The organism is Saccharomonospora saliphila YIM 90502 (assembly GCF_000383795.1).
Taxonomy (GTDB): Bacteria; Actinomycetota; Actinomycetes; order Mycobacteriales; family Pseudonocardiaceae; genus Saccharomonospora; species Saccharomonospora saliphila.
Genome location: NZ_KB912681.1, coordinates 45,186 through 60,849, shown reverse-complemented (window position 1 = coordinate 60,849; position 15,664 = coordinate 45,186). Strand labels below are relative to the sequence as shown.

The window sequence follows — 15,664 nt, the reverse complement described above, 5'->3', positions numbered from 1 at the left end:
CGTGCCGGTGGGCGCGGTCGTCACGGCGGTCACCACGGTTCGCCCGCTGTCCCCCCTCGTGCGCACGAGCGCCGCCGAAATCGCGGGCCGCCCCCTGCCCCTCACGTTTCGGCCGAGCGGGATCGTTCCCGCCGGGACCTCGTCGACCGTATGCGGTCACGTGTCCTCCTCCGTCGTCGGCCGTGCGCGCACGACCGTGGTCACCACTATGGAGCTGGGCATGCCGAAAGGGCCCGCCGGGAGTTGGGTCGTTCCTGGCCAACTCCCGGCGGGCCCCCGGGCTTTTCGTTGTGTGTTCGGCGGTGTCCTACTCTCCCACACCCGCACGGGTGCAGTACCATCGGCGCTGGCGGGCTTAGCTTCCGGGTTCGGAATGGGACCGGGCGTGTCCCCTGCCGCTATAGCCACCGAACAACCCTGTGAAACAACACCACTGGTGTGTTGGGGTGGTGTTTCAGAGTTGCAGAGTGGGTGCGTAGCATGTTTGTGGTCAAGCCCTCGGCCGATTAGTACCAGTCCACTCGAGAACACATTGCTGTGCGTCCATGTCTGGCCTATCAACCCCATCATCTGTGGGGGGCCTTACCCACTCGAATGGTGGTGGGAGACCTCATCTTGGAACGGGCTTCCCGCTTAGATGCCTTCAGCGGTTATCCCTTCCGAACGTAGCGAACCAGCCGTGCCCCTGGCGGGACAACTGGCATACCAGAGGTTCGTCCGTCCCGGTCCTCTCGTACTAGGGACAGCCTTCCTCAAGTCTCCAACGCGCGCGGCGGATAGGGACCGAACTGTCTCACGACGTTCTAAACCCAGCTCGCGTGCCGCTTTAATGGGCGAACAGCCCAACCCTTGGGACCTACTCCGGCCCCAGGATGCGACGAGCCGACATCGAGGTGCCAAACCATGCCGTCGATATGGACTCTTGGGCAAGATCAGCCTGTTATCCCCGGGGTACCTTTTATCCGTTGAGCGACACCCCTTCCACCAGGAAGTGCCGGATCACTAGTCCCTGCTTTCGCACCTGCTCGACCCGTCAGTCTCACAGTCAAGCTCCCTTGTGCACTTACACTCGCCACCTGATTGCCAACCAGGCTGAGGGAACCTTTGGGCGCCTCCGTTACCATTTAGGAGGCAACCGCCCCAGTTAAACTACCCACCAGGCACTGTCCCTGAACCGGCTCACGGTCCGAGGTTGAGGTTCCCAATCCGGCCAGAGTGGTATTTCAACAACGACTCCACAACCACTGGCGTGGCCGCTTCCCAGTCTCCCACCTATCCTACACAAACCGAACCGAAAACCAATACCAAGCTGTAGTAAAGGTCCCGGGGTCTTTCCGTCCTGCCGCGCGAAACGAGCATCTTTACTCGTAGTGCAATTTCGCCGGGTCTGTGGTTGAGACAGCCGGAAAGTCGTTACGCCATTCGTGCAGGTCGGAACTTACCCGACAAGGAATTTCGCTACCTTAGGATGGTTATAGTTACCACCGCCGTTTACTGGCGCTTAAATTCTCCGCTTCACCCCGAAAGGGGTTAACGGGTCCTCTTAACGTTCCAGCACCGGGCAGGCGTCAGTCCATATACCTCGACTTACGTCTTCGCATGGACCTGTGTTTTTAGTAAACAGTCGCTTTCCGCTGGTCTCTGCGGCCACCACACCCTAGCCCGCGCAGGGCTTCAGGTGCGTTGGCCCCCCTTCTCCCGAAGTTACGGGGGCAATTTGCCGAATTCCTTAACCACAGTTCGCCCGATCGCCTTGGTATTCTCTACCTGACCACCTGTGTCGGTTTGGGGTACGGGCCACGCGCGCACTCGCTAGAGGCTTTTCTCGGCAGCAGAGGATCACCCTACTTCGCCACAACGGCTATGCATCACGCCTCACCCTCGTCATCCAAGACAGCCCGACGGATTTCCCTATCGAGCGGGCCACACGCTTACACCAGTATCACCACTGACTGGCGGGGCTACCTTCCTGCGTCACCCCATCGCTTGGCTACTACAGGATCAGGCCCCACGCACCACACCACACCGGCCCCGAAGGACACGGCATGGCAGGCGGGTGGTTAGTCTCACCTGCCTCGCCAGGGACGCGCACACGCGGGTACGGGAATATCAACCCGTTGTCCATCGACTACGCCTGTCGGCCTCGCCTTAGGTCCCGACTTACCCTGGGCGGAACAACCTGGCCCAGGAACCCTTGGTCATCCGGCGGCGCAGATTCTCACTGCGCTTTCGCTACTCATGCCTGCATTCTCACTCCCACACCCTCCACAACTCGGTCACCCGGCTGCTTCCCAGGACGCAGGACGCTCCCCTACCCACCCACACGACTACACCAGGACCCCGCAGGGACACCTGGCGGATCAAAGTGTGAGTGACACAGCTTCGGCGGTGTGCTTAAGCCCCGCTACATTATCGGCGCAGAACCACTTGACCAGTGAGCTATTACGCACTCTTTCAAGGATGGCTGCTTCTAAGCCAACCTCCTGGTTGTCTCAGCGACTCCACATCCTTTCCCACTGAGCACACACTTAGGGGCCTTAGCTGGTGTTCTGGGCTGTTTCCCTCTCGACGAACGGAGCTTATCCCCCGCCGTCTCACTGCCGCGCTCTCACCCATCCGTATTCGGAGTTTGGTTGACTTCGGTAAGCCGGTAAGCCCCCTAGGCCATCCAGTAGCTCTACCCCAGACGGGAAACACACGACGCTGCACCTAAATGCATTTCGGGGAGAACCAGCTATCACGGAGTTTGATTGGCCTTTCACCCCTACCCACAGCTCATCCCCCAGGTTTTCAACCCTGGTGGGTTCGGGCCTCCACGCCGTCTTACCGGCGCTTCACCCTGGCCATGGGTAGATCACCCCGCTTCGGGTCTAGACCACGCGACTCGACGCCCTCTTCAGACTCGCTTTCGCTCCGGCTACCCCACCCGGGTTAACCTCGCCACGCAGCACTAACTCGCAGGCTCATTCTTCAAAAGGCACGCCATCACCCGCAGGCTCTGACGGCTTGCAGGCACACGGTTTCAGGTACTCTTTCACTCCCCTCCCGGGGTACTTTTCATCTTTCCCTCACGGTACTCGTGCACTATCGGTCACCAGGAAGTATTTAGGCTTACCGGGTGGTCCCGGCAGATTCACAGCAGATTCCACGAGCCCGCTGCTACTCGGGGACAACCACCAGACACGCCCATGCAGCTTTCGCGTACGGGACTCTCACCCACTCCGGCCACGCATCCCAACGTGTTCCGCTAACCACACGACGCATCCCCGGAAGTGTCAGCTCCCGGCCATGGCACCCCACAACACCGCACACACAACACCTGACAGCTTGACATGCGCACGGTTTAGCCTCCTCCGCTTTCGCTCGCCACTACTCACGGAATCACCGTTGTTTTCTCTTCCTACGGGTACTGAGATGTTTCACTTCCCCGCGTTCCCTCCACACACCCTATACATTCAGGTGCGGGTGACACCCCATCACGGGTGCCGGGTTACCCCATTCGGACATCCTCGGATCACAGCTCGGTTGACAGCTCCCCGAGGCTTATCGCAGCCTCCCACGTCCTTCATCGGCCCCTGATGCCCAGACATCCACCATGTGCCCTACACAACTTGACCACAAAGATGCTCGCACCCACTCTGCAATTCTCAAACACCACCGAAACAACACCCACGTGCTGCCTCAGACACCCAACAGTACGCCAGCGACCATCACAGCATCCCCCCGCGCACCACCACGGCACGCACCAGGACGACACCAACCAGCAGAGGTTCACAATCAGGCTCTAACAAGCCAACAGGCTCCTTAGAAAGGAGGTGATCCAGCCGCACCTTCCGGTACGGCTACCTTGTTACGACTTCGTCCCAATCGCCAGTCCCACCTTCGACCACTCCCCCCGGGAAAACCCGGTTGGGCCGCGGGCTTCGGGTGTTACCGACTTTCATGACGTGACGGGCGGTGTGTACAAGGCCCGGGAACGTATTCACCGCAGCACTGCTGATCTGCGATTACTAGCGACTCCGACTTCACGCAGTCGAGTTGCAGACTACGATCCGAACTGAGACCAGCTTTAAGGGATTCGCTCCACCTCACGGTATCGCCACCCTCTGTACCAGCCATTGTAGCATGTGTGAAGCCCTGGACATAAGGGGCATGATGACTTGACGTCATCCCCACCTTCCTCCGAGTTGACCCCGGCAGTCTCCCACGAGTCCCCGGCATTACCCGCTGGCAACATAGGATAAGGGTTGCGCTCGTTGCGGGACTTAACCCAACATCTCACGACACGAGCTGACGACAGCCATGCACCACCTGTACACCAGCCACAAGGGAAACCCCATCTCTGGGGCGATCCGGTGCATGTCAAGCCCAGGTAAGGTTCTTCGCGTTGCATCGAATTAATCCACATGCTCCGCCGCTTGTGCGGGCCCCCGTCAATTCCTTTGAGTTTTAGCCTTGCGGCCGTACTCCCCAGGCGGGGCGCTTAATGCGTTAGCTACGGCACGGGACACGTGAACAGCGTCCCACACCTAGCGCCCAACGTTTACGGCGTGGACTACCAGGGTATCTAATCCTGTTCGCTCCCCACGCTTTCGCTCCTCAGCGTCAGTATCGGCCCAGAGACCCGCCTTCGCCACCGGTGTTCCTCCTGATATCTGCGCATTCCACCGCTACACCAGGAATTCCAGTCTCCCCTGCCGAACTCAAGTGATGCCCGTATCCACCGCACGCCCACGGTTAAGCCGCAGGTTTTCACGGCAGACGCGACACACCGCCTACGAGCTCTTTACGCCCAATAATTCCGGACAACGCTCGCACCCTACGTATTACCGCGGCTGCTGGCACGTAGTTAGCCGGTGCTTCTTCTCCAGGTACCGTCACCCCGAAAGGCTTCGTCCCTAGCGAAAGAGGTTTACAACCCGAAGGCCGTCATCCCCCACGCGGCGTCGCTGCATCAGGCTTGCGCCCATTGTGCAATATTCCCCACTGCTGCCTCCCGTAGGAGTCTGGGCCGTGTCTCAGTCCCAGTGTGGCCGGTCACCCTCTCAGGCCGGCTACCCGTCGTCGCCTTGGTAGGCCATCACCCCACCAACAAGCTGATAGGCCGCGGGCTCAACCTGTACCGCCGGAGCTTTCCACACACCCCCATGCGGAGACATGTCATATCCGGTATTAGACCCCGTTTCCAGGGCTTATCCCAGAGTACAGGGCAGATTACCCACGTGTTACTCACCCGTTCGCCACTCATCCACCCAGCAAGCTGAGCTTCAGCGTTCGACTTGCATGTGTTAAGCACGCCGCCAGCGTTCGTCCTGAGCCAGGATCAAACTCTCCAACAATGAATCCGATCCGAGACCCAAATGATCTCAAAGAAACCCTTCAAAAAAAGGGGCACACCCCAAAAAAAGGGGCATCAAAGCTCTACTAGCTGACAATCACTAGCGCACTGTTGAGTTCTCAAACAACACGAAAAGTGTCTTCGTTACCAACCGCCGAACACCCACCCACACACCAACAACTGGCACAAGGCAGGCACCCGACCGGGAAACACCCACTCTACCACAACCATGGGAGCTTGGTTCATGTTCCCCCACCGAGTAACCCGCGCCCTCAGCCCTCTCCCGAAGGCCCGGCCCGGTCTCCCCGGCGACGAAGAAAAGACTACACACCCGCCGGACCCGCCGAAACAGGGGGGTCCCCTTTTTCGATCTTCGCAGGTCAGCGCCGATGGAGGACCTCGAAGGCCCCGGAGACCCCGAAGCCCGCGGTGGCGCTCCGGCTCGGCACGGGGGAAGCCGGACGCCCGTCCTCCCCCGTGCGGTCGCCCGGCATCGTCCGCACAGGCGTCCACGCGACGGCGGTCGGAGCCGCCCACGAGGGCCGGGCCCGGAGTGGTCGTTGCCGTCCACGCGCGCACGGCGTCGTTACGCTGATCGGATGCCACGCTCGACGGTTCACGACGACGCGCTGCGCACGCGCCTGCTCGACCACGCCGGGCGGCTGCTCGCCGAGCACGGTGCCGGCGCGCTGAGCATGCGCAGGCTGGCCTCCGACGCGGGTACCTCGACGACCGCGGTCTACGCCCTGTTCGGTAACAAGGCGACCCTGGTCAACGAGCTCTACGCCGAGGGCTTCCGGCGGCTCGGGCTGCGGCTTCGCCGCACCGAGACCACAGGGGACACCGTGGACGACGTCGTGCGGCTCGGCCTGGCCTACCGGGAGAGCGCGCTCGCCGACCGGCACCTCTATCCGATCATGTTCGCCGACGTGACCCCGGGTTTCGAGGCCGGTCCCGGTACCGACCGACTGGCGATGACGGCGCTGGCACCGCTGTGGGAGACCGTCCGGGCGGGTGTCGAGTCGGGCGTGCTCGCCGACGCCGCGGTGGAAACGATCGCGGTGAGCTGCTGGGCGTGCGCACACGGGATGGTGGCGTTCGAACTGAGCAGGACACTGCCCCGCGGCTTCGACTTCTGCACCGCCTACGAGGGCGGCCTGCGCGCGACCGCCAGCGGCTGGTGCCGCTGAAACCGCACCCGCCCGCGCGCGGAAGCGTCGTGAGGACCGTTCAGACGCAGCCGTACTGACGATCTCCCGCGTCACCGAGACCGGGGACGATGAAGCCGGACTCGTTGAGGCGCTCGTCCACGCTCGCGGTCACCACGCGCACGGGCATCCCGGACTTCTCCAGCCGCTCGATCCCCTCGGGGGCGGCCAGCGCGCACACCGCCGTGACGTCGGTGGCGCCGCGCTGAGTCAGCAGCCGGATCGTGTACTCCATCGATCCGCCGGTGGCCAGCATCGGATCGAGCACGACCACGGGGCGGCCGGCCAGGGACTCCGGCAGCGACTCCATGTACGGCGTCGGCAGCAGCGTCTCCTCGTCGCGGGCCAGCCCCACGAACCCCATCCACGCGTCCGGGATCAGCTTGTGGGCCTGATCGGCCATCCCGAGCCCCGCGCGGAGCACGGGAACCAGCAGCGGCGGATCGGCGAGCCGGTAGCCCTCGGTGCGCGCGACCGGCGTGTGGATGCGCTCGGTGACCAGCGGAGCATCGCGCGTGGCTTCGTAGAGCAGCATGACCGTCAGCTCGTGCAGGGCGGCCCGGAACGCGGCACTGTCGGTGCGGGCGTCCCGCATGGTGGAGAGCCGGGCCTTGGCCAGAGGATGGTCGACGACGAGCACGTCCATGGGCGTCACCCTAACGTCGCCGCGACGCCTCCGGCCTCGGCCTCGCGGGCCCGTCCGCGCCCGCGGGCGAAACGGGCTGATCCGTCCAGACGGGGTGTATAGGGTGGGCGCGTGAACGAAGCAGCGGGGCACGGCGAACTCGGGCGCCTGCGCGCCTCGGACGCCGACCGGGAACGCGTCGCGCGGGTCCTGCATGACGCACTGGGCGAGGGGCGCATCACGATGAGCGAGCTGGAACAGCGGCTCGACACGGTGTACGCGGCCAAGACCCTGGGCGAGCTGGAACCCGTGCTCGCCGACCTGCCGGGCGCCTCGGTCTCGCCCGACCTGCCCGCGACACCCTCACCCCGGGCGGGCTCCCCCGAACGCCGCATCGGCGGGACGCCGGGTTCGACGTTCTCGATCGCCGTGATGTCCGGCGCCACCCGCAAGGGCAACTGGGTCGTCCCGCCGCAGCACAACAGCGTCGCCTTCTGGGGCGGGGTGGAGATCGACCTGCGGCACGCGCGGTTCGCGGAGAAGCACAGCACGATCACCGCGGTCGCGATCATGGGCGGGGTCGACATCACGGTGCCCGACGACATCATCGTGGAGGTGACCGGGATCGGCGTCATGGGCGCGTTCGAGACCAAGAACAAGAAGGGCGCCTCCGACACCGCACCGCCCGGCGCGCCGGTGGTGCGCATCAACGGCCTCGCGTTCATGGGCGGGGTCGAGGTCAAGCGGATGCCACGCGAAACCGAGTCGAAGCGGATCGAGGAGTAGCGACCACACGCCCTCGGCCCTGTCCGGTCCGGCGCGCTCGTCGCCCGGCCCGGACCGGTGGCGCGTGCCGATACGCTTTCGGCCATGGCAACAGCTACCCTGCCGGCCGACCTCGCCGACGCGACCCGCGACGAGGCGAGTCTGCGCCGGTTCCTGCACGGTCTGCCCGGCGTGGACCAGGTGGGCGTCGAACAGCGCGCCGCGACCCTGGCCACCCGCAGCATCAAGAAGGCCGCGAAGCTCTGGGCCATCGACACGGCGATCTCGATGGTGGACCTGACCACCTTGGAGGGCGCCGACACCCGGGGCCGGGTGCGGTCGCTGGCGGCCAGGGCCCGGCGCCCCGACCCCGATCGGCCGGACACGCCGAGCGTGGCGGCGGTGTGCGTGTATCCCGACCTCGCGGCCACCGCGGTCGAGGCGCTCGACGGCACCGGCATCGCCGTCGCGAGCGTGGCGACGGCGTTCCCGTCGGGCCGGTCGATCCGCGAGGTCAAGCTCGCCGACGTGCGCCACGCCGTGGACTCCGGGGCGGGGGAGGTGGACATGGTCATCGACCGGGGCGCCTTCCTCGAAGGCCGCTACGGCGCGGTGTTCGACGAGATCCGCGCGGTCAAGCAGGAAAGCGGGCCCGCCCATGTGAAGGTGATCCTCGAAACCGGGGAGCTGGCCACCTACGACAACGTCCGGCGCGCGGCCTGGCTGGCACTGCTGGCCGGAGGCGACTTCGTCAAGACCTCCACCGGCAAGGTCTCCCCCGCCGCGACGCTGCCGGTGACCCACGTGCTGCTGCAGGCCGTACGGGACTGGTACCGCGCCACCGGCGAGCTGCGTGGCGTCAAGCCCGCGGGGGGCATCCGCACCACCTCCGACGCGGTGCGTTACCTCGTCGCCGTGCACGAGGTCGCCGGGCAGGAGTGGCTGACACCGTCGCTGTTCCGGTTCGGCGCCTCCGGTCTGCTCGGTGACCTGGTGCTCCAGCGGCGCACCCAACTCGACGGCCACTACAGCGGCCCCGACTACCTGGCATTGGACTGATTTCGTGAGCCTGTGGGAGTACGCGCCCGCGCCGGAGTCGCGTGAGGTCGCCAATCTGAAACCGTCGTACCGGCCCTTCGTGGGCGGCGAGTTCGTCGACGGCTCGGGCGAGCCGCTGCGCTCGCTGAACCCGGCGACCGAGGAGGTGCTGGCCGAGGTCGGCACGGCCGCGCCGTCGGACGTCGACGCCGCGGTGAAGGCGGCGCGCAAGGCCTACGAGCGCACCTGGCGGGCCATGCCCGGCAGCGAGCGCGCGAAGTACGTCTTCCGCATCGCCCGGTTGATGCAGGAGCGTGCCCGGGAACTGGCCGTGCTCGAAACGCTGGACAACGGCAAGCCGATCTCCGAGTCGCGGGACGCCGACGTGCCGACGGCCGCCGCGCACTTCTTCTACCACGCGGGGTGGGCCGACAAGCTCGACCACGCGGGCCTGGGACCGGAGCCCCGTCCGCTCGGCGTGGCCGGGCAGATCATCCCGTGGAACTTTCCGCTTCTGATGCTGGCGTGGAAGGTCGCGCCCGCGCTGGCCACGGGCAACACCGTCGTGCTCAAGCCCGCCGAGACGACCCCGCTCACCGCGCTGGTCTTCGCCGAGATCTGCCAGCAGGCGGACCTGCCACCGGGCGTGGTCAACATCGTGCCGGGGGCGGGCGACATCGGCGCGGCTCTGGTGGACCACCCGGGTGTGGACAAGGTCGCCTTCACGGGCTCGACCGAGGTCGGCAAACAGATCCAGCGTTCCGTGGCAGGCACCGGCAAGCGGCTGACCCTTGAGCTCGGCGGCAAGGCCGCCAACATCGTGTTCGACGACGCCCCGCTCGACCAGGCCGTCGAGGGCATCGTCAACGGCATCTTCTTCAACCAGGGACACGTCTGCTGCGCGGGCTCGCGGCTGCTGGTGCAGGAGTCGGTCGCCGAGGAACTGCTCGACCGGCTGCGGGCGCGGGTCTCCACTCTGCGGCTGGGCGATCCGTTGGACAAGAACACCGACATCGGGGCGGTCAACTCGGCCGAGCAACTCGCCCGCATCCGCGAGCTGGCCGACTCCGGCGACGCCGAGGGCGCGCGGCGCTGGACCAGCCCGTGTCCACTGCCCGAGCGCGGGTACTTCTTCGCGCCGACGGTGTTCTCCGAGGTGCAGCAGTCGATGCGCATCGCCAGGGAGGAGATCTTCGGGCCGGTGCTGTCCGTGCTGACCTTCCGCACGCCGGAGGAGGCCGTGACCAAGGCCAACAACACGCCCTACGGATTGTCCGCGGGGATCTGGACCGAGAAGGGGTCCCGGACGCTGTGGATGGCCGACCGGCTGCGCGCCGGTGTGGTCTGGGCCAACACGTTCAACCGTTTCGATCCCGCCGCGCCGTTCGGCGGCTACCAGGAGTCGGGCTTCGGGCGCGAAGGCGGCCGGACGGGTCTGGAGGCGTATCTGCATGTCCCGAGTTGAGGTGTCGAAGACCTACAAGCTCTACGTCGGCGGGGCGTTCCCGCGTTCGGAGTCGGGTCGCAGCTATCCCGTCACCGATCCGAAGGGGCGCTTCCTCGCCAACGCCGCGCAGGCCTCACGCAAGGACCTGCGGAACGCGGTGTCCGCGGCGCGAGCGGCCTTCGGCGGCTGGTCGAGGGCCACGGCCTACAACCGGGGGCAGGTGCTCTACCGGGTGGCCGAGATGCTCCAGGACCGGCGGGACCAGTTCGCCGCCCGGGTCTCCGACGCCGAGGGCCTTTCCGCGCGCAAGGCGGAGTCGCTTGTGGACGCCGCCGTGGACCGGTGGGTGTGGTACGCGGGCTGGACCGACAAGTTCGCGACCGTGCTGGGCGCGGCGAATCCGGTGGCGGGTCCGTACTTCTCGTTCACCACACCCGAGCCGACGGGTGTGGTGGGCGTGCTGGCGCCGCAGCGGTCGTCCCTGCTGGGGTTGGTGAGCGTGCTGGCGCCGGTGCTGGCGACCGGGTGCACGGCGGTGGTGGTCAGCAGCGCGGAGCGTCCGCTCCCGGCCGTCACGTTGGCGGAGGTGCTCGCGACCTCGGACGTGCCCGCCGGTGTTGTCAACGTGCTCACCGGCAGGGCGACCGAGCTCGGACCGTGGCTGGCCACGCACGCCGACGTCAACGCCGTCGACCCCGTCGGCGCGGGCCCCGTGGGCAAGGTCGAGATCGCACGGGAGGCGGCGGGCACCGTGAAGCGGGTGCTCGACGTGCCCGACGAGGAACCGGACTGGACCACCGCCCCGACCCTGACCCGCCTGCGCCACTACCTCGAACAGAAGACGGTCTGGCACCCCCTCGGCACCTGACCCGAACGGCCCCCTCACACCACCGCAACGGTCAACTCACGCTCCACAAGGGGCAACTCGCGGACGACAAGGGGCCGCGTCCGCGAGTTGCCTCCTCGGGTTCGCGAGTTGCCTCCTCGGGTTCGCGAGTTGCCCGCTCGGGGTCGCGAGTTGGCCTGTGCGTCAGAGCTGGTTGACGTCGGTCACGTGGAGGATGGCCGTGCCCGCGTCGTCGGAGGCGGGGAGGTCGACCTCGGCGCTGATGCCCCAGTCGTGGTCGCCCTCCGGGTCGTCGAGGATCTGGCGCACGCGCCAGATGCCCGGCTCGGGTTCGCGCTCGATCAGCAGCAGGCCCGGTCCTCGGGCGTCCGGTCCGGTGCGGATCTCGTCGTACTCGGCGAAGTAGCCGGCCAGCGCGTCCTCCCACGCCTCGGCGTCCCAGCCGGAGCGACCGTCGAGCTCGCCGAGCTCGTCGTAGGCCTCCCGCGCGGCGAGCTGTACCCGGCGGAACATCTCGTTGCGCACCAGTACCCGGAACGCCCGTTCGTTGCGGGTGACCGGTTGCGGGCCGTCGGGCGCCGTGTGCCGCCCGGTCGCGTCGGTTCTCGCCTCGTCCGGGTGGCGCAGCGCCTCCCACTCGTCGAGCAGGCTGGAGTCGACCTGGCGCACCAGCTCGCCCAGCCACTCGATCAGATCCTGCAGCGGCTCCGTCTTGGCGTCGTCGGGCACCGTGCGGCGGAGCGCGTCGTAGGTGTCGGCCAGGTAGCGCAGCAGCACACCCTCCGAACGGGCCAGTCCGTAGTGGCCGATGTACTCGACGAAGTTCATCGCCCGCTCGTACATGTCGCGCACCACGGACTTGGGCGAGAGCTCGTAGTCGGCCACCCACGGATGCCCCTGGCGGTAACGCGAGTACGCCGCGTCGAGCAGCTCCTCCAACGGCTTCGGGTGCGTGACCTCGTCGAGCAGCTCCATGCGCTGCTCGTACTCGATGCCCTGGGCCTTCATCTCGGCGATGGCCTCGTTGCGCGCGGCGAACCGCTGCTGGGCCAGCACCTGCTTCGGATCGTCCACCGTGGCCTCGACTACGGAGACCACGTCGAGCGCGTAGCTCGGCGACTCCGGGTCGAGCAGTTCGATCGCGGCCAGCGCCAGCGGCGACAACGGCTGGTTGAGCGCGAAGTCGAATTGCAGGTCCACCGTCAACCGCACGGTGCGGCCCTGCTCGTCCGGTTCGTCGAGCCGCTCGACGACCTCGGCCGCGCGCAGCGCCCGGTAGATCGCGATCGCCCGCAGGATGTGCCTGCGCTGCGCGGGCCGGTCCTCGTGGTTGTCCTCGAGCAGGTGCCGCATGTGCGCGAACGCGTCGCCCGGCCGCGAGATCACGTTGAGCAGCATGGAGTGACTCACCGAGAACCGGGAACGCAGCGGCTCGGGCTGTGCGGCCACGAGCCGGTCGAACGTGCTCTCGGTCCAGTTGACGAAGCCCTCAGGGGCCTTCTTGCGCACGACCTTGCGCTTCTTCTTCGCGTCGTCGCCCGCCTTCTCCAGCGCCTTCGCGTTCTCGATCACGTGGTCGGGCGCCTGCACGACGACGTAGCCGTCGGTGTCGTAGCCCGCGCGGCCCGCCCGGCCCGCGATCTGGTGGAACTCGCGGGCGTTGAGGTGGCGCTGCCGGGTGCCGTCGAACTTGGTCAGCGCCGAGAGCACCACCGTGCGAATGGGCACGTTGATGCCGACGCCGAGGGTGTCGGTGCCGCAGATGAGCTTCAGCAGGCCCGCCTGGGCGAGTTGTTCGACCAGCCTGCGGTACTTCGGCAGCATCCCCGCGTGATGCACGCCGATGCCGTGCCGCACCAGCCGCGACAGCGTCTTGCCGAAGCCGGCCGAGAAGCGGAAGTCACCGATCGCCTCGGCGATGGCTTCCTTCTCCGCCCGGCTGCACACGTTGATGCTCGTCAGCGCCTGCGCCCGCTCCACGGCCGCGGCCTGCGAGAAGTGCACCACGTACACGGGCGCCTGACCGCCACGCACCAGCTCGGAGACCGTCTCGTGCATCGGGGTGGTCGCGTAGCGGAACGTCAGCGGCACCGGACGCTGCGCCGAGGTCACCACGGCGGTGTTCCTTCCGGTGCGGCGGGTGAGGTCGTCGGAGAAGAACGACACGTCCCCGAGGGTGGCCGACATGAGCACGAACTGGGCCTTCGGCAGCTCCAGCAGCGGCACCTGCCAGGCCCAGCCGCGGTCCGGATCGGAGTAAAAGTGGAACTCGTCGGCCACGACCTGGCCGACGTCGGCCGCGGCGCCGTCGCGCAGGGCGATGTTGGCCAGGATCTCGGCGGTGCAGCAGATGATCGGCGCGTCCGGATTCACGCTGGAGTCGCCGGTCATCATGCCGACGTTGTCGGCGCCGAAGACGTCCACCAGCGAGAAGAACTTCTCCGAGACGAGAGCCTTGATGGGGGCGGTGTAGAAGCTGCGGGTGCCCTCGGCCAGCGCCGCCAGGTGGGCGCCGACGGCGACCAGGCTCTTGCCCGACCCGGTCGGGGTGGACAGGATGACGTTGGCGCCGGAGACGACTTCGATCAGCGCCTCCTCCTGGGCCGGGTAGAGTTCGATGCCCTGTTCGGAGACCCAGCCGGTGAAGGCGTCGAACAGTGCGTCGGGGTCGGCCTCGTCGGGGAGGCGGTCGGTGAGAAAGTCAGTCATCGTGCCTGAGATCGTGTCACTGGCGGCCCCTTCGCGTGAGGGGTGATCGCGGTTCGGAGCCGGAACCCGTAGGCTGCCGCCTAACACGTCCGGTTTCGTACGCAGTGGTGAACCGGCACGTGCACAGGTGTTCCCGGAGGGCGGAATGGCACAGGATATCATCCCGATCGAACTCGGGCTGCCACAAGGCGACCTGGTGACCCTGTGGGCGCCACGATGGCGGGAGGACGGCGAGGAGTGGGAGGCCTTCCTCGGTGACGAGGACGACCTCTACGCCTTCCCGGACTCCGCGCACTTGGCGGCGTTCGTCCGCACGGCCGACCAGCACGATCTGGTCGACCATCCCGCGTGGGACGCCGTCCCCGCGCTCAACGTCCCCGAGCTGATGCCGGACGACGACCACTGCTTCGACCTCGTCGGCGTGCCCGAGATGGTCGCCGGTGAGCCGGACTCGTGGACGCTGAGCGAGCTCGCCGAGATCGTCAACATCGTGCGGTCGCTCGCCGACGTGTGCGAGCTCGACGAGGTCCATGAGGTCCTCGACGGCTGTGAGGCGTTCTCCCTGCTCGACCAGGGCCAGTTGCCGTTCACCGGCCGCGAGGGCGGCCGGTTGTGGAACGAGCTGTCCAAGACCGTCTCCGACAAGTGGGACGTGGTGCTCGACTCGATCGACGAGCTCATCACGGTGCCCGAGGTGGACGCCGCCACACTGGACCAGACCGCCGAGGAGCTCGCCGCGTTCCACGAGGAGTCGGCGGAGTCCGAAGCCGGTGTCGACTCCGACGAGCGCGAGGACTACGAGTCCGTCTACGCCGATTCCACCACCGGCGAGGATTCCGAGCGCTCCGGGTCGGAGGAGACGACCACGGACACCGACACCGGCGACGAGACGGACGACGATGCCGACGAGGACGCCCCCGCCGGGTTCTGGACCGAGGTCGGCATCGACCCGATCAAGATCGTGACCTCGGAGCGGGAACACTTCACTCTGCGCTGCTACCTCGACGACGAGCCGATCTTCCTCGGTTCGAACGGCCGGATCGAGACCTTCCCGTCCGAACGGGCGCTGGCGCGAGCGCTGGCCGAACCGGGCGACCTCGCCCGCACCGACCTCGCCGACGTCTCCACGTGGGACGAGGTACTGACCAGCGCGACGGCGGGTGAGCTCGAGATCGACGTCGATCCGGACAACACCTACGTGCTGGCCGGCCTTGCGGACGACATCGGTGACGGGCTGGACGCGATCGATCCGACCCAGCTCGAACTGGCGGTGGAGCTGCTCACCGACACCGCCGACTGGGCGGGCGACGACAGCGTGCACGACGCGCTCGCCTCGTCCGAGCGGCTCGGCTGGCTCGTGTCGTTCGTGCTCAACCCCGACCCCACACGGCTGTCTCCCAGCGCACCGTTCGACGCCGAACAGAAGGCGTGGCACACCCTCGTGGAGAACTTCGAAACGCGCCTGCACCTGAACTGACACGCATTTGGCATGTCGTCAAGGCCTCCTTCACTGCGCTCAATGCAGTAAAGGGGGCCTTGACGGCTCGTCAACCAACCGCGGGCGGGGCGGGTGCGGGGTGTTACGGCGCGTCGACGACCTCGGCGTACCAGGGCTTGATCACGGTGTTGATGATGTCGAGCCGCTGATCGAAGTCCATGAAGGCCGACTTCATGGCGTTGATGGTGA

General features: G+C 66.6%; 8 protein-coding genes and 3 rRNA genes. 6 read left to right on the top strand and 5 right to left on the bottom strand.

Annotated features, from left to right (window positions below):
• Window positions 1–294: 294 nt before the first annotated feature.
• The 3 genes from rrf to SACSA_RS0113720 all read right to left on the bottom strand — a co-directional run bounded on the left by rrf (window position 295) and on the right by SACSA_RS0113720 (window position 5,339).
• Window positions 295–412, bottom strand: a 5S ribosomal RNA gene (rrf, locus tag SACSA_RS0113730).
• Window positions 413–486: 74 nt separating this feature from the next.
• A 23S ribosomal RNA gene (locus tag SACSA_RS0113725) occupies window positions 487–3,617 on the bottom strand.
• Between the two features lie 191 nt (window positions 3,618–3,808).
• A 16S ribosomal RNA gene (locus SACSA_RS0113720) occupies window positions 3,809–5,339 on the bottom strand.
• The 16S, 23S and 5S rRNA genes sit together here, the layout of an rRNA operon.
• A 598-nt stretch (window positions 5,340–5,937) precedes the next feature.
• Here SACSA_RS0113720 and SACSA_RS0113715 point away from each other — a divergent pair.
• Window positions 5,938–6,528 carry a TetR/AcrR family transcriptional regulator gene (locus SACSA_RS0113715; protein WP_019816483.1) on the top strand — a complete coding sequence of 197 codons (591 nt, stop codon included), beginning with the start codon at window positions 5,938–5,940 and terminating at the stop codon, window positions 6,526–6,528.
• 40 nt (window positions 6,529–6,568) lie between these two features.
• Here SACSA_RS0113715 and upp read toward each other — a convergent pair whose 3' ends face one another.
• Window positions 6,569–7,192, bottom strand: a complete 624-nt coding sequence (gene upp, locus SACSA_RS0113710; RefSeq protein WP_019816482.1) for a uracil phosphoribosyltransferase — start codon at window positions 7,190–7,192, stop codon at window positions 6,569–6,571.
• A gap of 111 nt (window positions 7,193–7,303) precedes the next feature.
• Here upp and SACSA_RS0113705 point away from each other — a divergent pair, with 111 nt between their 5' ends.
• From SACSA_RS0113705 to SACSA_RS0113690, 4 genes are all read left to right on the top strand, one after another.
• Window positions 7,304–7,957: a DUF1707 SHOCT-like domain-containing protein gene (locus SACSA_RS0113705; RefSeq protein ID WP_019816481.1), complete on the top strand. Its 654-nt coding sequence runs from the start codon at window positions 7,304–7,306 to the stop codon at window positions 7,955–7,957.
• Window positions 7,958–8,041: 84 nt separating this feature from the next.
• Window positions 8,042–8,995, top strand: coding sequence for a deoxyribose-phosphate aldolase (gene deoC / locus SACSA_RS0113700; RefSeq protein WP_019816480.1), 954 nt, complete (start codon window positions 8,042–8,044; stop codon window positions 8,993–8,995).
• 4 nt (window positions 8,996–8,999) lie between these two features.
• The gene (locus tag SACSA_RS0113695; protein ID WP_019816479.1) at window positions 9,000–10,439 is read left to right on the top strand and encodes an aldehyde dehydrogenase family protein; all 1,440 of its coding nucleotides are present in this window, start codon (window positions 9,000–9,002) and stop codon (window positions 10,437–10,439) included.
• The gene (locus SACSA_RS0113690) at window positions 10,426–11,289 is read left to right on the top strand and encodes an aldehyde dehydrogenase family protein (RefSeq protein WP_028661858.1); all 864 of its coding nucleotides are present in this window, start codon (window positions 10,426–10,428) and stop codon (window positions 11,287–11,289) included. Before SACSA_RS0113695 ends, SACSA_RS0113690 begins: the two co-directional genes overlap by 14 nt.
• A gap of 162 nt (window positions 11,290–11,451) precedes the next feature.
• Here SACSA_RS0113690 and SACSA_RS0113685 read toward each other — a convergent pair whose 3' ends face one another.
• Window positions 11,452–13,977, bottom strand: coding sequence for a DEAD/DEAH box helicase (locus tag SACSA_RS0113685; RefSeq protein ID WP_019816477.1), 2,526 nt, complete (start codon window positions 13,975–13,977; stop codon window positions 11,452–11,454).
• Between the two features lie 145 nt (window positions 13,978–14,122).
• Here SACSA_RS0113685 and SACSA_RS0113680 point away from each other — a divergent pair, with 145 nt between their 5' ends.
• Window positions 14,123–15,454, top strand: coding sequence for a hypothetical protein (locus SACSA_RS0113680; protein WP_019816476.1), 1,332 nt, complete (start codon window positions 14,123–14,125; stop codon window positions 15,452–15,454).
• Window positions 15,455–15,664: the final 210 nt, after the last annotated feature.